Below are 21,359 nucleotides of genomic sequence, written 5' to 3' on the forward strand. Positions count from 1 at the left end.
TTTTCCGCATAAGCCCTGGTTATGACCGTGATCAAATATTTTCTGTAACTTTAGCCAACCTTTTCCCTTGATCGTGCCTCAAAGTAGTAGAGGGAGCCGGTCACCCCGAAACCGGCTCCGAAGTCAATACGGGGAGAGGAATCAGCACCCTCATGAGGAAGATCGCAGTAGGTATCCTTTCCGCCACCATCGGCGGTGCCATGCTGGTGTCGGGCGCGGGAATCGCCTCCGCCGCCACCAAGGCAGACACTCAGCTCGTGATCCGCGACATCAGCCCGAACCCGGTCGTGGTCAAGAAGGGCTCCGAGACGACGGCGTACTTCGACGTCGGCGCCAGCTCCGACGTCCAGAAGGTCGAGCTCAGCGTCGCCCCCGCGGAGAACAACTTCCGCACGATGCGTACCAAGGACATCAAGGACCTCGAGGGCTGGCGTTGGGCCATCGGGTTCAACGAGAACGACTACGCCGGCAAGTGGAAGGCCACCGCCGTGGCCTTCGACAAGGACGGCAAGGAGATCGCCAAGGACGACGCGTTCTTCTCGGTCGAGGTCGAGAAGGGCAAGCTCGAGACCACGATCTCGCGCTTCAGCGCCGACCCGTACAAGGTCCGCAAGGGCAAGTCGATCCACTTCTCCGGCCGTCTCCTGGTGGACGACGACGGCTGGGAGGGTGTCCGCGGCGAGAAGGTCAACATCTACTACAAGGCCAACTACCGCAGTGGCTGGAAGTGGGTCGCCTCCGACTGGACCGGTCGCGGCGGCAAGTTCTACGCCACGACGAAGGCCTACAAGAGCGGCACGTTCCGTGCCGTGTACAGCGGTGACGACGAGCTCGAGGGCGCCAAGAGCCGCTCGGACTACGTGCGCGTCTACTCCTGGCGCCGGTAGTTCCACCAGTTACTGAATCACCACGCTGAGGCCCAGCCCTTCGGGGCTGGGCCTCCGGCTTTTTCGCCTCCGGCAGGTTTAGCGATCACGCATTCGTCGCATGGGAAGTCCCATTGCGTTGATCGAACCCCCGAAGGAGCCCACGCATGCCGCATCCCGTGATCGCCCTCGTCCTGAGCATGACGAGCACGCTGGGAGCGGCCCCCTCCGCGGAGCTGTCCGTACGGTACGAGCGCCCCGACTCACCCCGCGCCGAGCGGGCCCAGCGGCTGCTGAAGGACAGCGACGCGCTGAGGACCGAGGTCCGGCTGCCCGAGCGGGTCACCGTCGTCGCCCGCGACTGCGACGCGCCCAAGGCCGGCTGGGACCACGGCAAGCGCGAGATCACGATCTGCTACTCGCTGGTGGAGCAGGTGAACCGCACGATCAAGGGCATCTCCCAGACCGAGGAGACGGGCGAGAAGGCCACCAGGGCGCGCATGCGCGGCGCCCTGTCCGTGCTCTTCCACCACCAGCTCGGCCACGCGCTGACCACGCTCAACGGCATGACCGACGACGAGGGGCAGGCCGACCGGTTCGCCGCGCTGACGCTGACGGCCGACGACCCCGGACGGGTGGTGGCCGCCGCCGAGGCCCGCCACCTGCTCGCCGGGCACGCCGGCCTCGACCACCTGTCAGGCATGGCGGAGTCGGCCACGTTCGCCTGCCTGCTCTACGGCGCCGACCCGGGCAGGTACGGCAAGATCGCCAAGGGCGGCTGGGTGCCGGCCGGGCGCGCGCCGGCCTGCGCCGACGAGTACAGCAGGGTCAGGTCCGCCATCGGCGATAAAGTCAAGACCTGAGGGGTAGCGTCCGGGTATGGCCCATGACCTGCTCAAAGACTTCGACCCGTTCGACATCTTCGACGCCGAGGCCGCCAGGCTCGACCGGTACTTCTCCGGCCTGGACGACGCCGGCTGGCGGCGGCCGTCCCGGTGCGAGGGCTGGTCGGTCCGCGACGTGCTGGCGCACCTGGCGGGCGAGGAGCTGTACAACCACGCCTGCCTCGACGGGACCGTGGAGGACCTGATGGGCCGGCTGGCCGACGCGGGCATCGGCGGCTACAACGACTTCAACGAGTGGTGCGTGCGCGAGCGCGGGGCCCTGCCCGTGGAAGAGGTCCTGGCGGAGTGGCGCACGAAGAACGGCGAGACGCGCGAGCGCATGCGGGCGCTGGGCCGCCACGCCATGCTCGACACGATGGCCGGGCCGTACCCCGTCGGGCAGCAGGCCTTCCACTACGACTCCGAGTACGCCACCCACGCCGACGACGTGGGCGCGCCCGTCGCCGAGGGCGAGGTCGACGACCGGACCCTGTGGCGGGTGGCGGTCGGCCGGTTCGTGCTGGCGGAGCAGGACGCCAAGGTGCAGGTGGAGCAGACGGCCGACGAGATCTTCGCCGCCGTGGACGGGGTCACCGCCAACCTGTCGTACCCGGAGTTCGTCGAGGCCACGGTGGGCCGGCTGCCCGCCTCGCACCACCTCGACCCGCGCATCGCCTCGGCACTGAGGTGCCTGGCCTGAGGAGGAGGTCATGTGGCTGCGTAACCGCGAGGGGACCGAGCCGGTGACGGCCCGCAGCCCGCTGCGTGCCCGGCGCGTCCTGTCGCTCGTCGCCCTGGTGTTCGGGATCGTGGCGGCGGTGTTCTGCACCGTCCTGGCCATGCGTACCGGCGAGGAGGTGTGGCGCTGGGAGGCCGCCATCGCCGCCCTGGTGGCCGTGTGCGCCGCCATCAGCCTGCTGGTGCTGCGGCACCACCGCTCAGGTGGTCAGCACGGCAAGCAGCAGTAGCACGATCACCACCGCGGCCGCCCAGAACAGCACCCAGACGCGGGCCAGCGCCCACATGCGCAACCGGTCGCCGTAGGGCTGCGGGGGCAGCGGCTCGCCGCCTGCCTCGATCCTGTTGATGGCCGCGACGCGCCTGGCCAGCTCGGGGTCGTCCCGTTCGAGGGCGCGCTCGATCTCGGCGAGAATACGGCGTTCCCTTCCGGAGAGACTCATCGCACCACCACTGCTCTCACGCCGTCGACCGTTTCTTACCCACCGGTAGGCGCCCGCAAGCCGGGGTGTTGACCCGCGCTTGGTGATCACGCACTGTGGTGGCATCGGAACTGTGGATGATGAGGGCATGTCGACACCGCGGCAGCGTTACCGGGAACAGGTCAGGAGGGAGATCAAGCAGGCCGCGCTCGCCCGGATCGGCGAGGGCGAGCCGCTGAGCCTGACGGCGGTGGCCAGGCGCCTGGGCATGACGGGGCCCGCCCTCTACAAGTACTTCGCGAGCCGCGACGAGCTGATCGCCGAGCTGGTCCAGGACGGGCTGGGCGAGCTGGCGGCGGCCGTACGCGCCGGAGCCCTGCCGGAGGGCGGGCCGCGGGAGCGGCTGCACGCGCTGGCACGGGCGTTCCACGGCTGGGCCGTGGCGCGTCCCGGCCTGTTCCTGCTCGTGTCCTCGGCGCCCACCCTGGCGGGCGTCGAGGAGGTGCTCGGGCCGTTCCTGCCGGTGTTCGCGCAGGCGCGATCGGCGCCCGCGCTGGACGGGCTGCCCGCGTGGGCGCACGTGCGGGAAGGTGACCCGGTGGCGGCGCTGACCGGGGCCGTCCTGGTGTGGACCAGGTTGCAGGGGGTGCTCAGCGTGGAGCTGCGGGGCCCGTTCGCCGGGGTCGGGACGGCGTTGCTGGCGGCCGAGATCGACTCGCTCGCCGACACCATGGGCCTCTAGCGCTGCCTAGTGCGGGAACGCCTTCGGCGGCCGGGGCGTCACCTCGTCGCGGAACGCCTCGATGACGGAGACGACCTGGCGCATGAGCACGGTGTCCTGGAGGCGGTCCAGGTAGAGCCCTGGGCGTGCGCTACGGCGTCGAGGTAGAGCGCGCCCGCCTTCGTGGACCGGGAGACGGAGAACGCGCCGAGGTAGGCGCCGTCGCGTTCGAGCGCCGCCAGGTTCTCCAGCACCTGTACGTGGTTCACGCCGTGGTAGGCGTCCACGCCGAAGCCCAGGCAGACCACCGCCTTCTCCGGCACGTCGAGCGCGTGCACGGCGGCCAGGCTCGTCATGTCGTCGGCCGGGGTGCCGAGGCCGGCCTCGTCACCGCGCATGAGGATGTCGGTGCCGCCGTCCACCAGGACCACCGCGTCCAGGCCGAGGTGCTCGGCGAGCTTGGCGTACGCGGCGCGCAGCGGCCGGACCCCGATCTTGGGGAAGGCGTACACGGTGGACGGCCGGCCGTGCGCCGCCAGCCAGCGGGACAGGCAGCCCTCGGGGAAGTACCAGTCGCGGGCCTCGGTGTCCGGGTGGATCTCCGCGACGTCCTCGCACAGCCAGGCGTCCAGGTCGAGGGCGTCGAGATGGCTGAACGACAGGTTCGCCAGGTGCACCTCCTTGCCCGCTTCCTGCAAGGAGAACGCGAGGGGTAACCCGGCGTACACGTCGGAGCCCCCGCCCGCGCCGGCGACGAGGATCCGGCTGGAACGCTCAAGCCGGGCGGACAGGGGCGAGCCGAACATGCCTCACATCATGCCCTGCCATAACGCTGGTTGAAGCGCTCGACGCGGCCGGCGGTGTCGAGGATGCGGCCACGGCCCGTGTAGAAGGGGTGGCTGGCGGACGAGACGTCCACGTCCACGACCGGGTACGTCCTGCCGTCCTCCCACTCGATCGTCCTGTCGCTGGACAGGGTCGAGCGGGTGAGGAAGGCGAAGCCGACGCTCGGGTCGCGGAAGACGACCGGACGGTACTGGGGGTGCAGGTTCTTCTTCATGGCCCCTGCAACCAGGCGACAACGGTTTTCATTCCCTGGCTTCCGGATCCAGTCCGAGCACGGTACGCCCACCGTCCACCGGGATCGTGGCGCCGTTGACGAAGGCGGCGTCCGGGGAGAGCAGGTGCGCCACCACGGAGGCCACCTCCGCCGGGGTGGCGACCCGGCCCAGCGGATGCAGCCTGGCCAGCTCCGCCTCCATCTCCGGCGTGCGCTGCCTCTCGTACCGCTCCGTGGCCACCGAGCCGGGCGCCACGGCGTTGACCCGGATGCCCTGCCTGCCGTACTCGACCGCGAGCGCCCTGGTCAGCCCCTCCGTCGCGGCCTTCGCCGTGGAGTAGGGAAGGCTGCCGGGCACGGCCCTGGAGGCCTGGTGCGAGGTGACGTTCACGATGGCGCCCGGGGTGCCGGCCTCCAGGAAGTGGCGCACGGCGGTGGCACAGCCCACCACGGCCAGGTCGAGGTTGGCCGCGATCAGCGCTCTGACCTCGGAGATCGGGGAGGAGTGCACGGAGGCGTCCCGGAACACGGCGGCGTTGTTGACCCAGCCGGCCAGGGTGCCCGACTCCTGGGCCAGGTCGGCGGCCCAGGCGGCGACCTCCTCGTCCGCCGCGTCGCCGATCACCGGGACGACCCGGGGGCCCGCCCAGTCGAGGGCGTCCTTGTCGTGCTCGATGACCACCACGACGTTCCGGTCTCCGAGGAGCCGCTCGACCACGGCCCTGCCGATGCCGCGCCCGCCGCCGGTCACCACGTACGAAAGAGTCATGACCCGACGTTATGACGGCAAGGCGGGAATTCGCGGGAATTATTCGGTGGCGAAGTGACCTTTATCACCGTATTTACGGCAGATGAACGGGAACAAATCACAGCGTGATCGCCACCGCAGGACCGAAAGCGCCCGCGCGAATGATCGGCGCACTCGCGATCACTCAGACCGCCGGATACGGCATTCTCTATTACGCGTTCTCCGTGTTCATCCCGCCCATGTCGCGCGAGCTCCAGGCCGGGGTCGCGCAGCTCACCGGGGCGATCACGCTGTCCGTGCTGGTGTCGGGGCTCGTCGCGCCGCTCGTCGGACGCTGGCTGGACCGGCACGGCGGGCGGGGGCTGATGACGGCCGGGTCCGTGCTGGGCGCGCTGGCGGTGCTGGCCTGGTCGCAGGTGCGCTCGGTGGTGCAGCTCTACCTCGTGTGCGGGGTGCTGGGCGTGGCGTCGGCCATGGTGCTGTACGAGGCGGCGTTCGCGGTGATCGTGGCCTGGTTCGACGCGGCCCGGCGGGCACGGGCGCTGCTGGCGGTGACGGTGGTGGCCGGGTTCGCCTCCAGCATCTTCCTGCCGCTGACAGGGCTCCTGGTGGAGCTGTACGGGTGGCGGCAGGCGCTGGTCATCCTGTCCGCCGGGTACGCGCTGACCGCCGTGCCCCTGCACGGGCTGGCCGTACGGGGCCGGGCCGCGCCCGCCCACGTGGACCGGCGGGAGATCGTGGGGGCGGCACTGCGCGAACGGCCGTTCTGGCTGCTGGCGGCGGCGTTCCTGACGCAGACGGGCGCCGTGGCGGTCATGGGGGTGCTGCTGGTCACGTACCTGATCACGCTCGGGCATCCGCCCGTGTTCGCGGCCGGCGTGGCCGGGCTGCTCGGGGTGCTGTCGGTGACGGGGCGGCTGGTGACCACCGGGTTGCAGGCGCGGTGGCCGGTGTCGCTGATCACGGCGGCCATGTTCGGGCTGCAGGGGCTGGCGGCCGTGCTGCTGCCGATGGTCGGGCGCGGGGCCGTCGGGGCGGTGGTGGCCGTGGTGCTGTTCGGGCTGGGCTTCGGGGTGGGCACGATCGCGCGGCCCGCGCTGCTCGCCGATCGGTACGGGACGGCCGCGTACGCGTCGTTGAGCGGGGCGCTCGCGTTGCCGATCACGGTGGCCAAGGCCGTGGCGCCGCTGGTGGCGGCCGGGATCGCGCAGGTGGCGGGGTATCCGGCGGTGATGGGGGTGGTGGCGGCGGCCTGCGTGCTGGGGGCGCTGTCGCTGGTGGTGTACGACAGGTCGCGACCGGCGGCAGCCCAGGGGTCGTGACGACCTCCTTGGGCGGGGCTGCGGGTGTTCGGGTGGCGAGGTTGCGGCGGGCGACTGTCGGTCGGGGCGGCTACGATCGATCGCCGAAGGCACGCGGGCAAGCGCCGGCGCTGCCTCTCTCCGCCATCGGCGGAACTGACGATCCGCACATCCCCGAACACGTAAGGTAGCCGCATGGATACCCCCACCGAGGTTCTGAACCGCGTGTTCGGCTACGACTCGTTCCGGGCGGGTCAGCAAGAGATCATCGACCACGTCGTGGCCGGCGGTGACGCGCTCGTCCTGATGCCCACCGGCGGCGGCAAGTCGCTCTGCTACCAGATCCCCGCCCTGGTGCGCAAAGGCGTGGGGGTGGTCATCTCGCCCCTGATCGCGCTGATGCAGGACCAGGTCGACGCGCTGCGGGCGCTCGGCGTGCGGGCGGGGTTCCTCAACTCGACGCAGGGCTTCGACGAGCGGCAGCTCGTGGAGTCGGAGTTCCTGTCCGGGGAGCTCGACCTGCTCTACCTCGCGCCCGAGCGGCTGCGCGTGGACGCCACGCTGCGCCTGCTGGCCAAGGGTGACATCGCGGTGTTCGCCATCGACGAGGCGCACTGCGTGGCCCAGTGGGGTCACGACTTCCGCCCCGACTACCTGGAGCTGTCCAGGCTGCGCGAGCTGTGGCCCGACGTGCCGCGCATCGCGCTGACGGCCACCGCCACGCCGTCCACGCATGCCGAGATCTCCTCCCGGCTCGGCCTCGAGCAGGCCCGCCACTTCGTGGCCAGCTTCGACCGGCCCAACATCCACTACCGCATCACGTCCAAGAGCGAGCCCAAGCGGCAGCTCCTGGAGTTCCTGCGCACCGAGCACCCCGACGAGTCCGGCATCGTCTACTGCCTGTCGCGCTCCTCGGTGGAGAAGATCGCCGAGTTCCTGGTCGACAACGGCATCGCGGCGGTGCCGTACCACGCGGGGCTCGACGCCCGCACCCGCGCCCTCCACCAGGCCCGCTTCCTGCGCGAGGACGGGCTGATCGTGGTGGCCACGATCGCCTTCGGCATGGGCATCGACAAGCCCGACGTGCGCTTCGTGGCCCATCTCGACCTGCCCAAGTCCCTGGAGGGCTACTACCAGGAGACCGGGCGGGCGGGGCGTGACGGGCTGCCCGCGACCGCGTGGATGGCGTACGGGCTGCAGGACGTCGTGCAGCACCGCCGCATGGCGATGGAGGGCGACGACGCCCATCGCCGCCGCCAGGTGCTCCACCTCGACGCGATGCTGGCGCTGTGCGAGACCGTGGGCTGCCGCCGGATGATGCTGCTCGACTACTTCGGGCAGAAGGGGTCGCAGCCGTGCGGCAACTGCGACACCTGCCAGACGCCTCCCGAGTCCTGGGACGGCACGATCGCGGCGCAGAAGGTGCTGTCCACGGTGCTGCGGCTGCTCAGGGAGCGGCGCCAGAAGTTCGGCGTGGGGCAGGTGGTCGACATCCTGCTCGGCAAGAAGACCGCCAAGGTGCTGCAGCACGGGCACGAGAGCCTGAAGGTGTTCGGGGTGGGCACCGATCTGGGCAACGCGGAGTGGCACGGCGTGGTGCGCCAGCTCCTGGCCCAGGGCCTGCTCGCGGTGGAGTCCGACTACGGCGCGCTGGTGCTGACGGACGACAGCGCGGCGGTGCTGCGCGGCCAGCGCGAGGTACACCTGCGCCGCGACGCCCACCGCCCGGCCCGCGCCAGGACCAGCTCCGGCGCCAAGTCCGCCCAGCCCGCGGTGGAGCTGCCCGCCGAGGCCGCCGACCTCTTCGAACGCCTGCGCTCGTGGCGCGGCGCCACGGCCAAGGAGCAGGGCGTGCCCGCCTACGTCATCTTCCACGACGCGACCCTGCGCGAGATCGCCACCCTGGCGCCCACCACGCTGGCGGAGCTGAGCAAGGTGAACGGCGTCGGGGAGAACAAGCTGGCCAAGTACGGGGAGCAGGTGCTGCGCACGCTCCATGGGGACGACGCGTCACAGGAGCGGCCGGAGGAGCCGGAGGAGGGCGAGCAGACCCTCCTCTGACGCCCTTCCCGCGCGCTCCGGAAGGCCGTAGTCCACTCGGGCCTGCGACACCCACCGTGGTCTGCGCTCCCTACGGCGCCTGCCGTGGTCCGCGCTGCCTGCTACTCGCGGGAGATCTCACGCTTGAGCGGACGACGCCGACAACAAGCTGGTTCATCGCGGCCCCGCCAGCCGTCATGCTGAGCCACCCGCGACTGCGAAAGGCGGCGTGGTGATGGCGAGCCCGGAAGGGTCGGTGGCGGGGGTGATGGCGACGGCCGCACGAAGAACGGTCGTCGCCACCACGTTGATCGGCCTGTCCGCGGCAACCGCGTGCGTGCCGCCTCGCGGATCGGCCGGAAGGTTCCCGTCCCCCTGGCACGGTGTGGTCTGCGTGGGTCGTCCCGGCGTGACAGATCGGTTATTACCGATCTTCTCACCGTATCGGGCATGACGTCGCGGGTTCCGCCAAGTGTGGTGCCGCGATGTGTGGTCTGGCATTGCCGTACAGGGTGATCGTACGGCGTGGCGGCGGCGGATGTGAGTGCGGGCGGTCGTTCAGTTGTGTTCGGGCCAGGTGGGGTGGCGGCCGAGGTGGGCGAGGAGGTGATCCTGAGCCGGCGCGGACATGGGCACGGTCACCGGGCGGGCGAACCTCGCGGGGCGGTCGGCGCGGGTGACGAACAGGTGGGCCAGGTCCAGCAGCTCCTCCGCCAGGAGCGGCGGGATCGGGTGATGCTCGCCGCAGGCCCTGGCCACGTCCCAGGCGTGCGCGGTGATCTCGATGGCACCGGCCGCGGCCACCATCGGGCTGGTCAGGTGGCGGTCGTGGATGGTGACGAGGTCGGCGCTGGTCGCGGCGATCCACCGGCCGAGCACCTCCGTGGCGCTGTCCCTGAGCACGAGGGCCGGGTTGCGGGTCCACAGCGCCGGCACCGACGGCGGACCACCCGCGGCGGCGGCACCCGTTCCGCACCCGGCGGCCGGCCCGCCGGCGGGGTCGCATGCGGGCGGAGTGCCGGCAGGGCCGAGCAGCCCCGCGGCCAGGCCGCTGGGGGCGTCCCGCGGAGGCGCGTTCACGGCGCGGGCGCCCACGGCCGGGTCGGCGGCGCGAGCCCGCGTGGCGGGGTCCGCGGCGCGAACGTGCGGGACGGGGGCCGCGGCGCGAGCGTGCGGGGCGGGGTTCACGAGCTCGGGGCCGGTGCGGATGTGGCCGGCGGCGGCCTCGTGCAGGGCTTGGAGGGAGTCGTCCAGGTGATGGAGCAACTGATGGAGGTTCCAGGCCGCGCAGGGGGTGGGGCGGCAGAGTGCCGCGGGGGTCACGATGCGCAAGCTGCCGAGCGCGTAGTCGATCGCCCGTTCCAGCAGCGCCACGCCTGCTGTCAGTGCACGTTTCTGGTCGCTCATGTCGCCTCCTCGTGAATGCAGACCCAGGGGGAGGTGAAAAGTCATCGCCTCCCGGGAGACGCTCGGCCGGAGAGGACGCGAGGGCGCTGTTCGTCCGGAAGGTGAGTCGTACGCTGGGGCGGAGCGGAAGGATCTGCCATGGGGATGCTCAGCAGCCTGTTCGATCGACTTCTCGGCCTGCCCGAGGCCACCACTCCCGACCTCGAGATCGCCCGCGACCTGCGCGTTCCGATGCCCGACGGGGTCGTGTTGCACGCCGACCGCTACCGGCCGCGCGGGTCGGAGCCGCTGCCGGTGGTGCTGATCCGCACGCCGTACGGGAGGCACAAGCTGGACGCCAGAGGGACGGCCCGGGTGCTGGCGCGGCGCGGCATGCAGGTCGTGGTGCAGGACGCCAGGGGCACGTTCGGCTCGGGCGGCCGGTTCTCGGCCTTTCATCAGGAGAAGGAGGACGGCCTGGCCACGGCCGTCTGGCTGCGGGAGCAGCCGTGGTGCGACGGGCGGCTGGCGATGGCCGGGGCGAGCTATCTCGGGTTCACGCAGTGGGCGGTCGGGCCCTACCTGGATCCGCCGCTGGAGGCCATGTGCCTGGGGGTGACGGCCAGCGAGTTCAGGACGACGTTCTATCCGGGCGGCGTGTTTGCCCTGCACAACCTGCTGACCTGGGCGGCGCTCATCGGCACGCAGGAGGAGGCGCCGCTGGGCGGGCTGCTGCCCAGTCCGCGCAGGGAGAGGCGGGTGCGGCGGGCCATGGCGCACGTGCCGATCGGCAGGTCGGACGTGGCCGCGATCGGGAAGCAGGTGCCGTTCCTGCGGGAGGCCGCCGCGCACGCCGCGGCGGGCGACGCCTTCTGGACGGACGTCGACCACAGCGCCGCCGCGGTCAAGATGACGACGCCGACCAGCATGGTCACCGGCTGGTGGGACCTGCTGCTGCCCGCGCAGCTGCGCGACCACGCCGCGCTGCGCGAGGCCGGGAGGCGCAGCCGCATCCTCATCGGCCCGTGGGGGCACGACCTCGGTGCGATGCGGGCGCTGCTGTCCGAGGAGGTGTCGTGGCTGTCGGCTCACCTGCTCGGCGACACCGCCCAGCTCCAGCGCTCCCCCGTGCGGCTCTACCTGCAGCGGGCCGGCCGCTGGCTGGACTTCGAGCAGTGGCCGCCCCCGCAGTCGGCGCCGACGCCGCTGCACCTGCTGCCGTACGGCAGGCTCGGCTGGAGCGCGCCCGGCGAGGGCGCCCCGGACGTGTTCACCTACGATCCCGCGCGCCCCACCCGCTCGGTGGGCGGGCCGCTCCTGGACATGCGCGAGTCGAAGCAGCGCGACAACCGCGCCATCGAGGCCCGCCCCGACGTGCTCGTCTACACGGGCGCGCCGCTCCCCCGCGATCTCGACCTGATCGGCCCCGTCTCGGCGACCGTGTACGTGCGGACCGACACGGGGCACGGCGACGTGTTCGTCCGGCTGTGCGACGTGGACCCTGCCGGCGTGTCGCGCAACGTCACCGACGGCATCCTGCGGCTGCCCGCCGGGAGCGAGGGCGTGGTGAAGGCCGAGGTGGAGCTGCATCCGACGGGGTACCGGTTCCTGCGCGGGCACCGGCTGCGGGTGCAGGTGGCGGGTGGGGCGTTCCCGCGCTTCGCCCGCAACCACGGGACCGGCGAGCCGGTGGGTGAGGCGGTGCGGACGCGGCCGACGCGGTTCGAGATCTTCCATGACGCCGGGCGTCCGTCATCGCTCACATTGCCCGTTTTCGGGGGCCGGTAGGAGGCGTGGAACCTTCCGCTCGTGGCTCGGGTAATGAGGGCGAGGAGGTTCGATGCGGTTGATGAGAGCGTGGGCCGGGGCGGCGTCGGTGGCGGCTGTGGTGATGGTGGCGGGCGGCGGGTGTGCGGGCGGAGCATCGGTAGGTGGCGGTGCCTCCGCACCGGCCGTCGGCGGTGCCTCCGCGCCGGTCGGCAGCAGTGCGTCCGCCCCGGCCGGTGGTGCGCGTACGAGCGTGGCTGCCGGTGAGGAGGCGAGCCCGCGTCCGAGTGCTACCGGTGCCGGGTGCAACGGCACGTCGGTGTTCGAGGGGGAGGGCTTTCCCGAGGTGCGCGGGACGGCGCGGGACGCTGAGCTCTGGGGGCTGCTGTTCGTACGGGCGACGCCTCTCAGGGCGGGCGACGAGGTCAAGATCGTATGGCGGACGACCGGAGAAGGGCCGCTGCGGATCCGGGCCGCCCATCCCGACGGGACCGCCGCCGAGCGGGTCTGGGGTCCCGAGGAGCACGGGGGGTCGAGCTGGCGGCGGCCTGGGCAGGAGTGGGGCACCGGGTTCGTGTTCCCGAAGCCGGGCTGCTGGAAGGTCGAGCTGTCCCGCAGCCGGGGGTCGGGTCACGTCTGGCTGCCCGTCCGCTGACGTCCCGCCCGCCGGGGGCAGCGGGCCGGACTGGCGCGGCGTTTCCCGGCATCGTTGACACGACGCTCGCCGCGAACCAGGACGGCCACCGCCGCCTCGTGGTGGCCGGCACGGGATGTCGGCCTAAGGAGACGGCGTGATCGGGATCTGAGCGAGAGCAGGTTCCGGACACCTACGGCCCACAGACGAGCGCCACGTCACGCCCGGGCAGGGCGGATGACCTACCCGCGCGCGAGCGGGCAGAGGATCACGCTGCGGGCAGGGCCGGTGACCTACGACGCGCGAGCGGGCGGTAGATCTCGCCACGGGCAGAGTGCGTGATCCACGACGCGCGAGCGGGCGGTGCGTCACACCGGGGGCCGAGTGCGTGATCCACGACGCGCGAGCGGGCAGTGGATCACGCCGGGGGCCGGGTGCATGATCCATGACGCGCGTGCAGGCGGTGGATCACGCGGCAGGCAGGGCGCGATCGATGAAGGACGTGACGTCGTCCAGGACCTCGTCCTTGTTGGTCTCGTTGAACACCTCGTGCCGAGCCCCCGGATAGATCCTCTCCGTCAGGTCGCTGCCCCTGACCGCCGCGATGCCGGCGCGGCTGCCGGGCAGCGGCACGAGCTGGTCGTCGTCCCCGTGCACCCACAGCGTGGGCAGCGCGCCGAACGTGCCGCCCTTGGCGATGGTGTCCAGGATCGTCGCGAACGCCTCCAGCGTCGCGCGCTTGAACGGCCCGTGCCACACCAGCGGGTCGGCGGCGTACGCGGCGCCCACCGACGGGTCGCGGGAGAGCGTGCCCGGGTCGATCGGCACGTCCGGCGGCTCCTCGAACGCCAGCAACCCGGGCACGACCGCCCACTCCCCGATCACCGGCCCCGACAGGACGAGCGCGGTCAGGCCGGAGGCGTACCGCTGGGCGTAGCGGGCCGCGATCATGCCGCCCATCGAGTGGCCGATCAGCACGACGGGCACGCCGGGGTGCTCGGCCCTGGCGTGCTCCTCGACGGAGTGCACGTCGGTGACCACGTCCTCGAAGTCCTCGACGAGCACCCTGTCACCTTCGGACTTGCCGTGCCCCATGTGGTCGAGGCCGTAGACGGCGGCGCCGTGGCGGACCAGCCGGTCGGCCACGTACTCGTAGCGGCCGATGTGCTCGCCGTACCCGTGGACGAGGATCGCGAGGTATCGCGGCCGCTCATGGGGCCATTCGCGGACCGTGTTGCGGCCCCTCGTGCCGGTGAAGGTGTGCTCGCGTGCTTCCGCCATGCTCACTCCTAGCTCGAAAGTGAGGTGAGCGTACGCCACGGAGGACGACGGCCGCGACGTCCGAAAACCGCCGACCTTCCGGCGCTCGCCGGTGTTGAAGAGAGTATGGACATCTACACCACGATCGACAGCCCGCTGGGCGAGATCCTGCTCGCCGGGGACGGCACGGCACTGACCCGCGTGTCGTTCGGCGTGGCCGCCTCGGGGGCCGGAGCGCGGTCAGGGCGAGGGCGGGAGCCGGCCGCGTTCGCCGAGGCGGAGCGGCAGCTCGGCGAGTACTTCGCGGGCGAGCGCACCTCCTTCGACCTGCCGCTCGGCCCGCGCGGCACCGCGTTCCAGGAGCGGGTGTGGGCGGAGCTGGCCGAGCTCCCGTACGGCACCACGATCAGCTACGGCGCGCTCGCCGCGCGCGTCGGCGCACCCGCGGACCGGATCCGCGCCGTGGGCGCGGCGGTCGGCGCGAACCCGCTGCTCGTGCTGCTGCCCTGCCACCGCGTCGTCGCCGCCGACGGCGCCCTGACGGGGTACGCCGGCGGCCTCGAACGCAAGCACGCGCTGCTCACGCTCGAAGGCGTCCTGCAGCCCCAGCTCTGGAGCACGCTGTGAACGCCGAGGAGAAGACCCGCGTGAAGGCCGGCGACAGGACCGGTGACAGGACCGGCGAGAGGGCCGGTGACAGGACCGGCGAGAGGGCCGAGGAGAAGGCCCGCGAGAGGAACGTGCCGGCCGCGAACGTGGCGGCCGCCGACTGGAAGGAGCTGGCGGCCGGGCTGGACGCGTACGGGTGCGCGCTGACGCCGCAGCTCCTCACGCCCGAGGAGTGCGCGGAGATCTCCGCCCTGTACGACGAGGCCGGGTTCTTCCGCGCCACCATCGACATGGAGCGCTACCGGTTCGGGGCCGGGCAGTACCGGTACTTCGACCACCCGCTCCCACCCCTGGTGGAGCGGCTGCGGGCGGCGTTCTACCCCCGGCTGCTGCCGATCGCCAGGGACTGGGCGGCCCGGCTGGGGCAGCCCGCACCCTGGCCGGACGACTTCGGCGAGTGGCTCGACATGTGTCACCGGGCCGGCCAGACCCGCCCGACGCCCATCCTGCTGCGCTACCGGGAGCACGACTGGAACGCGCTGCATCGCGACCTGTACGGCGACCTGGTGTTCCCGCTGCAGGTGGTGATCGGGCTCGACCGGCCGGGCGAGGACTACACCGGCGGCGAGTTCCTGCTGGTGGAGCAGCGGCCCCGGGCGCAGTCGCGGGGGACGGTGACGCTGCTGCCGCAGGGGCACGGGCTGATCTTCACCACCCGGGACCGTCCCGTCCGGTCGTCGCGCGGCTGGTCGGCCTCCCCCGTGCGGCACGGGGTGAGCACCGTACGGTCCGGGCTGCGGCACACGCTCGGCCTCGTCTTCCACGACGCGAAATGACCCTGATCAGCGCCGATGGCGGGTCGTGGCGATCGCGTCCGCCTGGGATCCTGGAAGGGATGCGCGGCGCCGACCGCGATGGAAGAGCGGATCGGCCGTAACGTGATTTTTCCGGACTCCGCCGTCCTGGGAGGAGTCATGACCATCACACTGTCTCGGGAGCCGTCATGATCCCGCTGCCGATGAGGGAGATCGCGCCGGGCGCGGTGCACGTGCCCGGCTGGCTGACGCTCGACGAGCAGCGCCATCTCGTCCGGGAGTGCCGCGAGTGGGCGCGGGGCCCGGTGCCGATCCGGCACACCGTGCTGCCGGGCGGCGGCGTCATGTCGGTGCGGACGGTGTGCCTGGGGTGGCACTGGCAGCCGTACAGGTACACGCGCATCGCCCACGACGTGAACGGCCGTCAGGTGGCGGAGCTGCCCGGATGGCTGGCCGACCTGGGTCGGCGCGCCCTGGCGGACGCCTACGGGCACAGCGTGGCGTACGAACCCGACACCGCGCTGATCAACTTCTACGACGGCCAGGCCAGGATGGGCATGCACCAGGACAAGGACGAGCGGTCCGACGCCCCGGTGGTGTCCCTGAGCATCGGCGACACCTGCCTGTTCCGCTTCGGCAACACCGAGACGCGCGGGCGGCCGTACACCGACGTGCAGCTCGCCTCGGGCGACCTGTTCGTGTTCGGCGGGCCGTCCCGCTTCGCCTACCACGGCGTGCCGAAGGTCTACCCGGGCACCGGCGATCCCGCCACCGGGCTGGCCTCGGGCCGCCTCAACCTCACGCTGAGGGTCACTGGCCTGAGGTGACGTACCCGAACTCGTCGTCCGACAGCGTGCGCCGCAGCGTGCGCAGCACCCTGGCGGGGTCGTCCTCCGGCCCCTGCACGTAGAACGGCTTGCCGTCGCGGCCGAACGTGACGGCCGACTGCTCCTCCCACTTGCCGAGCAGGTCGGAGCCGAGCGCGAACAGGTCGTGCGGCTCGAACCCGAGCGTGCGCGCGTAGTCGACGGAGCCGAACACCAGGTGCCTGGCCAGCTCGATCGGAGCCTCCTGCCAGGCCGGGTACTCGCCGAAGAAGTACTCGCGGAACCGCACCAGGTCACGGTCGTCGAGCACGTCGGGGCCGATGACGCTCTTGACGCCCATGCAGTAGACGTCGGCCAGGTAGCCGCAGACGGACAGCCGGTCCCAGTTGTGCCGGCGGGCGACGAGCACGCACACCGTGCCGCCCACGCCGGAGGCGGGGGCCTCGTCCACCCAGCCGCGCGCCGGGTCGATGCCGAGCCCCTCGCTCCAGCCCACGTTGATCCAGCACCCGGCCACCTCGGCCTCGCCCGGGCCCGCGGCCTCGGCGGACTCGGCGGTCTCGGCGGCGATGGCGCGGACGAGCGGCGCCACGACCGACGGCGAGACCTTGAGCGCGCGGGCGATCTCCTTGGGCGACTTGCCCTGCAGGCGCAGCTCGCGTACCTGCTCTTTCAGATCCATAGCGGCAGCCTAGTGTCCTGGGCAGGCACGATGTGGCAGGGGCGCCGCGATGGTGAGGCCGCCGGTCGCCGTGCCCGTGCTACCCCGGCGGGCCACGACCGGGCCACGACGCGCTTCGGGCCCCGGCCTGCGCCGGGGCCCGGGGACCCGTGTCTGTCAGGTGTTCTCAGGTGACGGTGGCGGGCTGGGCGGACAGGAGGGTCTGCGTCCAGCCGCTGGCGTCCACGGTGCCCTGACCGGACAGGTCGTCGGCCCGGCCGTCGTAGGGGTCGGCATCGAAGTAGCGGTGCAGGGAACCCGCCGGGTGGTGACCGTAGTAGACACCCCCACCCGGGGAGAGCAGATGATCGAAGCCCTGCCAGGTACTGTCCCGCAACTGATGACGCTGCCAGCTACCGGCACCCGCGACCCGGTAGGAGATCAGCTGCCCCCCAGCGGTAGTACCCAGCAACCAGTCCGGCCCCGTCGCGGTGAGCGTCTTCAACGTGAAACCGCTCCCGATCAGCGTGTTACCCGTGATGTCAGCCAGCACCGGCTTGGCCGCGGTCACCGTGTAACGACGCAACACCCCATCGGCGATCCCGTACAGATGACTCCGGCCGTCATGGGCCAGCAGATCATGCGTGTACCCCTTACCGAGATACACCGGCGGCTCGAAGATCAGAGCCTCCCGATTCGTACGGATGTCGACCCGATACAACTTCCCGTCCGGATCATCACTCGTCACCAGCAACGTGTTGAAGTTCAGCGTCGCCATCGCCTTGGGCGTGAACCCCAGCGCCGCGGCAGAGGTCACCGCACCATGCGTACGCTCACCCGACGCCCCGTCGATCGCCGTGTACGTCAACCGCCCGTCCGCGAGCACCCCGTACACCGACGCCAGCCCCTCGGGGGCGGGCGCGGAGCAGTTGCGGCTGGTGACGTCACGCCAGGTCTGGCCGTCCGACTGGCCGTAGGCGACGCCGTCGAAGGTCGGCCTGATCCGCTCGGCGCCCTCGAACCCCCAGGAGGCCGACCCGTTGCCGTCGGAGTCGTAGCCGAGCTCGAAGTGCAGGTGCGGGTGGCCGTTCGCGGTCGCCCCGTCCTTGCCGACCCTGCCGATCACCGTCCCCCGCTGCACCCTCTCGCCGACCGATACCGCTCGGGACTGCAGGTGGATGTAGGTGGTGTGGTAGCCGCCGCCGTGGTCGATCTGGATCATGTTGCCGGCGCTGCCGTGTCGGTAGGACTGGTTCACCCTCCCCGCGGCGGGGGCGATCAGGGTGGCGCCCTCGGTGCCGTGCTGGTCGGGCTCCTTCACCATGTCGAGTGCGGGGGCGTGGGCCCAGGTGTCCAGGCGCCACTGCTGGCCGCAGGGGAAGGGGAGCTGGAGATCGGGAGCGGCCGTCGCCGCGTGGCCGCTCGCCGTGCCGGCGATGCTGAAGGCGGCGACGAGTGCCGTGGTGATGACGGATCGTAACAGCGTGGATGGCGACACGATTCCTCCTGGTTTCTCACGCGATTCAGTTCCGGGCCGGGCCAGATGAAAGCGGAATTCATGGAACCGGTGCATTCCGAGCAGTTGCTCGGTTCCGCCGGCGCCTCGTTCACGCGGCTTCATCGGCATTTGTCCGCACGTGGTCGTTCCACGGAACCGACCGTAGGGAGCGGCGGTATGCCGGGAGTATGTCGATCGCCGCCCGTCGCCCCTTCAGCAAGACCCGGCTTAGCTGCTGACCAGGCCGAATGCGCCGGCGTCCAGCTCCCGTTCTCCTGCTGTACGCGTTTCCGGGACCTTGTCGTGACTAACCCGGAGAAGGTTCGGCGCCGCCGCTAAATGCCGCGGGTCTGGGACGTGCAGCCCGGGTCGGAGGAGGCACTCGTGTCGAAACGGGCACCGAGCTTCACGAACACCTGGTGCGGCTTCGGCCTGGTCACCGAGATTTTCCGCGTGCCCGTCCTGCCGCCCGTGTAGTTGAATGCCTTGAACACGACGTCCGGCTGGGCGTCCTGCACGAAGTAGACGCGGACGGTGTTGTTGCCGCCGACGTTGCCGCTGATCCGCCAGGACACCTCGGTGAACGCGTGGTTCGTCGCGCTCGTCAGGTACCGGACCTTGAGCTCGATGCCGTAGCCGCCGCTGCTGCAACTGGTGACGAGGTACCCTTCGGCGGACGCCATGGCGGGCGTCGCGGCGATCGACGCGGCCATGCCCATCGCGGCGACGACGGCCAGGTTACGCAGGATCTTCATGGTGTTCCTCCCGTAGGTCGTGATCGCCATTGTTGGGCGCAGCGGTATGCCGCTGGTATGCGCGGCCGGCGGCTGCGGCCCGGCTCACGACCCCGGGAGCTACGTGAGGCGGTGGGAGAGCCAGGCGAGGGCGAGCGGGTAGCGGTACTCGATGCCCCCGTGGCCGGCCTCGAACAGCTCGAAGTGCACCCGTTCCTCCGGCACCCCGGCCGCCTCCAGCGCCCGGCGGAAGGCCACGGCGCCGAAGTCGAGGTGGTACTCGTCGCGGTTGCCCGCGTCCACCCAGATCGCCCGCATCGAGCGCAGCGCCTCAGCGTGGCGCGGCTCCCCGGCCATCACGACCGGGTCGAGGGCGAGCCACCGCTCCCACACCTCCGGCACGACCGCGCCGGTGTCGTCGAACGGCAGGCGCACGATGCCGTCGCCGGAGTACGCGGCCGCGTAGGCGTACATCTCCAGCAGCTCGAGATCCCCCTCCTTGGTTCCGGCCAGGCGGCCGCGGAAGTCCGCCAGGAACTTGTCGTACGAGCCGTCGTACATGTCGCGCAGCCGGCGCGCCAGCGCGGGGAACTGGGGCCGGTAGGAGACCTCGAACAGCGCGTCCCCCGCGTGCGTGGCCAGCGCGCCGAACACGTCGGGGGCCAGCATGGCGGTCACCATGGCCCCGTAGCCGCCGCTCGACTTGCCGGTGACAGCCCGGTGGTCGCGGTCCGCCAAGGTGCGGTAGCGGCCGTCCACGAAGGGGACGATCTCGTCGCGCAGGTACGAGTGGTACCGGCCGGTGGCGGGCGAGTCGAGGTACTGGCTGCCGCCGAGCGAGGTCCACGCGTCCACGTACACGACGATGGCGGGTGGCGCGTCGCCGGCGGCGAACATGGCGTCGGCCAGCTCCGGGTACGGCTGGCGGAACGGCGCCCGGTTGAACCACATGCCGACGTGCCCGGTGTAGCCGAGCAGCACGTACAGGGACGGGTAGCGGCGGCCGGGCGAGTCGTCGTACCCGGGCGGCACGTACACCACGAGCGGCCGTTCGTGCGGATCCCCCAGCGGGTTGCCCCGCAGCAGGTCGCTGTGGACGACGTGGTGGTCCAGGCGGCCGGCCAGTTCGGCGGACCAGGGCAGCATGAGATCTCCCTCCAGAGACGTTCAGCCCACGGACGAGGTCACGGTGTCCACGCCCGCCTGCCCGACCGAGCGGCCGGACACCAGCACGAGCGCGACGTTGCGCAGGTCGGAGATGCGTTCGAGCGGGTCGCCCGCGACCGCGACGAGGTCGGCCCGCTTGCCGGGGTCCAGGCTGCCGGCGATCTCGCCCACCCCGCAGGCGTCGGCGGCCAGCACGGTGGCCAGCTCGATGACCTCCGCGTTGCCGTAGCCCACCGACGCGAACGTCTCCAGACCTCCGACGTACCCATCCGTACGGTTCGCGATGCCGCCCACCGCGAACCCCGCGTCGGTGCCCGCGATCAGCCGCATGCCCGCGTCCCGCATCGCGGCGACGCCGGCCAGCCAGGCGTCGACCATCGCCTGCCCGTGCACCTCGGCGATCCGCTCGTGCACCCCGTGCACGGTCGGGCACACGTACGTGCCGCTGGCCGCGACGAAGTCGGCGAGCCTGGGGTCGTACTGGTGGCCCGACGGCGTGAAGAACGTGCAGTGCTCGATGGTGGCGACGCCGGCCTCGACGCAGCTCCGGATGGAGGCGTGCGCGTGGGCGTGCGCCGCGACGTGCCTGCCGCGCGTGGCGGCCTCGTGGACGACCACGCGGAGCTGCTCCGTGTTGTACTGCGGCACCCAGCTCGGCGGCGCGCTCGGCGTCATCAGGCCGCCCGAGGCCATCACCTTGAGGCAGTCGGCGCCCGCGCGCAGGTTCTCCCTGGCCACGCGGCGGATGGCGGGCTCGTCGTCGGCCTCGCCGCCCATGTACCAGCAGTGGCCGCCGGTGATCGTGATCGGGCGGGTGGCGACCACGAGGTGCGGGCCGACGGCCAGCCCCTCCTCGATGGCGTCGCGCAGCACCACGTCGAGGAAGCCGCGCCCGCCCAGGTCGCGGGCGGTGGTGACGCCGGCGGAGACGAGCTTGCGGGCGTTCTCGGCCATCCGCAGCAGCAGGTGGTGGTCGCTCTCCGGGCTGCGCCTGGTCACCGGATCGACCTTGTCGTCGAACCCCAGGTGCACGTGCGCGTCCACCATCCCGGGCAGCACCGTGTGGCCGGGCAGGTCGAGCACCTCCTCCGCCGCCCCCGCGCTGCCGCGCGGCCCCACGGAGACGATCTTCGCCCCGTCGATGAGGACCTCGCCGTCCGCGATCACTTCTCCTGGACGCCCGGTGAGCACCTTGGCGGCGCGAATGATCCTCATGAGTCC

23 protein-coding genes are annotated in these 21,359 nt (G+C 71.6%); 12 read left to right on the forward strand and 11 right to left on the reverse strand.

Annotated features, from left to right (window positions below; all coding sequences use genetic code 11):
• Positions 1 to 152 precede the first annotated feature (152 nt).
• The 4 genes from ACBJ32_RS20280 to ACBJ32_RS20295 all read left to right on the forward strand — a co-directional run bounded on the left by ACBJ32_RS20280 (position 153) and on the right by ACBJ32_RS20295 (position 2,718).
• The gene (locus tag ACBJ32_RS20280; RefSeq protein WP_375128024.1) at positions 153 to 887 is read left to right on the forward strand and encodes a hypothetical protein; all 735 of its coding nucleotides are present in this window, start codon (positions 153 to 155) and stop codon (positions 885 to 887) included.
• A gap of 146 nt (positions 888 to 1,033) precedes the next feature.
• Positions 1,034 to 1,729, forward strand: a complete 696-nt coding sequence (locus tag ACBJ32_RS20285) for a DUF4344 domain-containing metallopeptidase (protein ID WP_375128025.1) — start codon at positions 1,034 to 1,036, stop codon at positions 1,727 to 1,729.
• Between the two features lie 16 nt (positions 1,730 to 1,745).
• Entirely contained in the window at positions 1,746 to 2,450 is a 705-nt protein-coding gene (locus ACBJ32_RS20290; RefSeq protein ID WP_375128026.1) for a maleylpyruvate isomerase family mycothiol-dependent enzyme, read from the forward strand.
• A gap of 10 nt (positions 2,451 to 2,460) precedes the next feature.
• Positions 2,461 to 2,718, forward strand: coding sequence for a DUF6343 family protein (locus ACBJ32_RS20295; RefSeq protein ID WP_357888792.1), 258 nt, complete (start codon positions 2,461 to 2,463; stop codon positions 2,716 to 2,718).
• Here the strand turns inward: ACBJ32_RS20295 and ACBJ32_RS20300 are convergent.
• Entirely contained in the window at positions 2,689 to 2,931 is a 243-nt protein-coding gene (locus ACBJ32_RS20300) for a DUF3040 domain-containing protein (RefSeq protein ID WP_375128027.1), read from the reverse strand. The genes ACBJ32_RS20295 and ACBJ32_RS20300 overlap by 30 nt on opposite strands.
• 127 nt (positions 2,932 to 3,058) lie before the next feature.
• On the opposite strand from ACBJ32_RS20300, the gene ACBJ32_RS20305 reads away from it, so the two are divergent.
• Positions 3,059 to 3,652 (forward strand): TetR/AcrR family transcriptional regulator, encoded by a 594-nt coding sequence (locus ACBJ32_RS20305; RefSeq protein ID WP_375128028.1) that lies wholly within the window; start codon positions 3,059 to 3,061, stop codon positions 3,650 to 3,652.
• A 38-nt stretch (positions 3,653 to 3,690) separates the two neighbouring features.
• Here the strand turns inward: ACBJ32_RS20305 and ACBJ32_RS20310 are convergent, their stop codons facing one another.
• The 3 genes from ACBJ32_RS20310 to ACBJ32_RS20320 are packed head-to-tail and all read right to left on the reverse strand — an operon-like array spanning position 3,691 to position 5,460.
• Positions 3,691 to 4,437, reverse strand: a complete 747-nt coding sequence (locus ACBJ32_RS20310; RefSeq protein ID WP_375128029.1) for a DUF1152 domain-containing protein — start codon at positions 4,435 to 4,437, stop codon at positions 3,691 to 3,693.
• 8 nt (positions 4,438 to 4,445) lie between these two features.
• Positions 4,446 to 4,691 (reverse strand): type B 50S ribosomal protein L31, encoded by a 246-nt coding sequence (locus ACBJ32_RS20315; protein ID WP_375128030.1) that lies wholly within the window; start codon positions 4,689 to 4,691, stop codon positions 4,446 to 4,448.
• A 28-nt stretch (positions 4,692 to 4,719) separates the two neighbouring features.
• Positions 4,720 to 5,460, reverse strand: a complete 741-nt coding sequence (locus ACBJ32_RS20320) for an SDR family oxidoreductase (RefSeq protein WP_357888807.1) — start codon at positions 5,458 to 5,460, stop codon at positions 4,720 to 4,722.
• Positions 5,461 to 5,600: 140 nt separating this feature from the next.
• Between ACBJ32_RS20320 and ACBJ32_RS20325 the strand changes: the two genes are divergently transcribed.
• Together ACBJ32_RS20325 and recQ are read left to right on the forward strand one after the other, a co-directional pair.
• Positions 5,601 to 6,761, forward strand: coding sequence for an MFS transporter (locus ACBJ32_RS20325; RefSeq protein WP_375128031.1), 1,161 nt, complete (start codon positions 5,601 to 5,603; stop codon positions 6,759 to 6,761).
• Between the two features lie 174 nt (positions 6,762 to 6,935).
• The gene (gene recQ, locus ACBJ32_RS20330) at positions 6,936 to 8,801 is read left to right on the forward strand and encodes a DNA helicase RecQ (RefSeq protein ID WP_375128032.1); all 1,866 of its coding nucleotides are present in this window, start codon (positions 6,936 to 6,938) and stop codon (positions 8,799 to 8,801) included.
• A 537-nt stretch (positions 8,802 to 9,338) separates the two neighbouring features.
• Here the strand turns inward: recQ and ACBJ32_RS20335 are convergent.
• Complete coding sequence (locus ACBJ32_RS20335) at positions 9,339 to 10,187, reverse strand: hypothetical protein (protein WP_375128033.1); 849 nt, start codon at positions 10,185 to 10,187, stop codon at positions 9,339 to 9,341.
• Between the two features lie 138 nt (positions 10,188 to 10,325).
• On the opposite strand from ACBJ32_RS20335, the gene ACBJ32_RS20340 reads away from it, so the two are divergent.
• Positions 10,326 to 11,954 carry a CocE/NonD family hydrolase gene (locus ACBJ32_RS20340; RefSeq protein ID WP_375128034.1) on the forward strand — a complete coding sequence of 543 codons (1,629 nt, stop codon included), beginning with the start codon at positions 10,326 to 10,328 and terminating at the stop codon, positions 11,952 to 11,954.
• 298 nt (positions 11,955 to 12,252) lie between these two features.
• Positions 12,253 to 12,588, forward strand: coding sequence for a hypothetical protein (locus ACBJ32_RS20345; RefSeq protein ID WP_375128035.1), 336 nt, complete (start codon positions 12,253 to 12,255; stop codon positions 12,586 to 12,588).
• 447 nt (positions 12,589 to 13,035) lie between these two features.
• On the opposite strand, the gene ACBJ32_RS20350 is transcribed toward ACBJ32_RS20345, so the two are convergent.
• Positions 13,036 to 13,848 carry an alpha/beta hydrolase gene (locus ACBJ32_RS20350; RefSeq protein WP_375128036.1) on the reverse strand — a complete coding sequence of 271 codons (813 nt, stop codon included), beginning with the start codon at positions 13,846 to 13,848 and terminating at the stop codon, positions 13,036 to 13,038.
• Between the two features lie 105 nt (positions 13,849 to 13,953).
• Here ACBJ32_RS20350 and ACBJ32_RS20355 point away from each other — a divergent pair, with 105 nt between their 5' ends.
• The 3 genes from ACBJ32_RS20355 (at position 13,954) to ACBJ32_RS20365 (ending at position 16,078) form a co-directional block, all read left to right on the forward strand.
• The gene (locus ACBJ32_RS20355; protein WP_375128037.1) at positions 13,954 to 14,454 is read left to right on the forward strand and encodes a methylated-DNA--[protein]-cysteine S-methyltransferase; all 501 of its coding nucleotides are present in this window, start codon (positions 13,954 to 13,956) and stop codon (positions 14,452 to 14,454) included.
• Positions 14,451 to 15,272 (forward strand): 2OG-Fe(II) oxygenase, encoded by an 822-nt coding sequence (locus ACBJ32_RS20360; RefSeq protein WP_375128038.1) that lies wholly within the window; start codon positions 14,451 to 14,453, stop codon positions 15,270 to 15,272. Before ACBJ32_RS20355 ends, ACBJ32_RS20360 begins: the two co-directional genes overlap by 4 nt.
• 167 nt (positions 15,273 to 15,439) lie before the next feature.
• Positions 15,440 to 16,078 (forward strand): alpha-ketoglutarate-dependent dioxygenase AlkB, encoded by a 639-nt coding sequence (locus tag ACBJ32_RS20365; RefSeq protein WP_357888836.1) that lies wholly within the window; start codon positions 15,440 to 15,442, stop codon positions 16,076 to 16,078.
• On the opposite strand, the gene ACBJ32_RS20370 is transcribed toward ACBJ32_RS20365, so the two are convergent.
• The 5 genes from ACBJ32_RS20370 to ACBJ32_RS20390 all read right to left on the reverse strand — a co-directional run bounded on the left by ACBJ32_RS20370 (position 16,062) and on the right by ACBJ32_RS20390 (position 21,353).
• Complete coding sequence (locus tag ACBJ32_RS20370) at positions 16,062 to 16,760, reverse strand: helix-turn-helix domain-containing protein (RefSeq protein ID WP_357888839.1); 699 nt, start codon at positions 16,758 to 16,760, stop codon at positions 16,062 to 16,064. The genes ACBJ32_RS20365 and ACBJ32_RS20370 overlap by 17 nt on opposite strands.
• A gap of 166 nt (positions 16,761 to 16,926) precedes the next feature.
• A complete protein-coding gene (locus ACBJ32_RS20375) occupies positions 16,927 to 18,237 on the reverse strand; it encodes a M23 family metallopeptidase (protein WP_375128039.1) in 1,311 nt (436 codons plus the stop codon).
• A 335-nt stretch (positions 18,238 to 18,572) separates the two neighbouring features.
• Positions 18,573 to 18,992 carry a hypothetical protein gene (locus tag ACBJ32_RS20380; protein ID WP_375128040.1) on the reverse strand — a complete coding sequence of 140 codons (420 nt, stop codon included), beginning with the start codon at positions 18,990 to 18,992 and terminating at the stop codon, positions 18,573 to 18,575.
• Positions 18,993 to 19,091: 99 nt separating this feature from the next.
• Positions 19,092 to 20,117 (reverse strand): alpha/beta hydrolase-fold protein, encoded by a 1,026-nt coding sequence (locus ACBJ32_RS20385; RefSeq protein WP_375128041.1) that lies wholly within the window; start codon positions 20,115 to 20,117, stop codon positions 19,092 to 19,094.
• A 21-nt stretch (positions 20,118 to 20,138) separates the two neighbouring features.
• The gene (locus tag ACBJ32_RS20390; protein ID WP_375128042.1) at positions 20,139 to 21,353 is read right to left on the reverse strand and encodes an amidohydrolase family protein; all 1,215 of its coding nucleotides are present in this window, start codon (positions 21,351 to 21,353) and stop codon (positions 20,139 to 20,141) included.
• Positions 21,354 to 21,359 lie beyond the last annotated feature (6 nt).

The sequence above is a fragment of the Nonomuraea sp. GTA35 genome (assembly GCF_041950525.1).
Taxonomy (GTDB): Bacteria; Actinomycetota; Actinomycetes; order Streptosporangiales; family Streptosporangiaceae; genus Nonomuraea.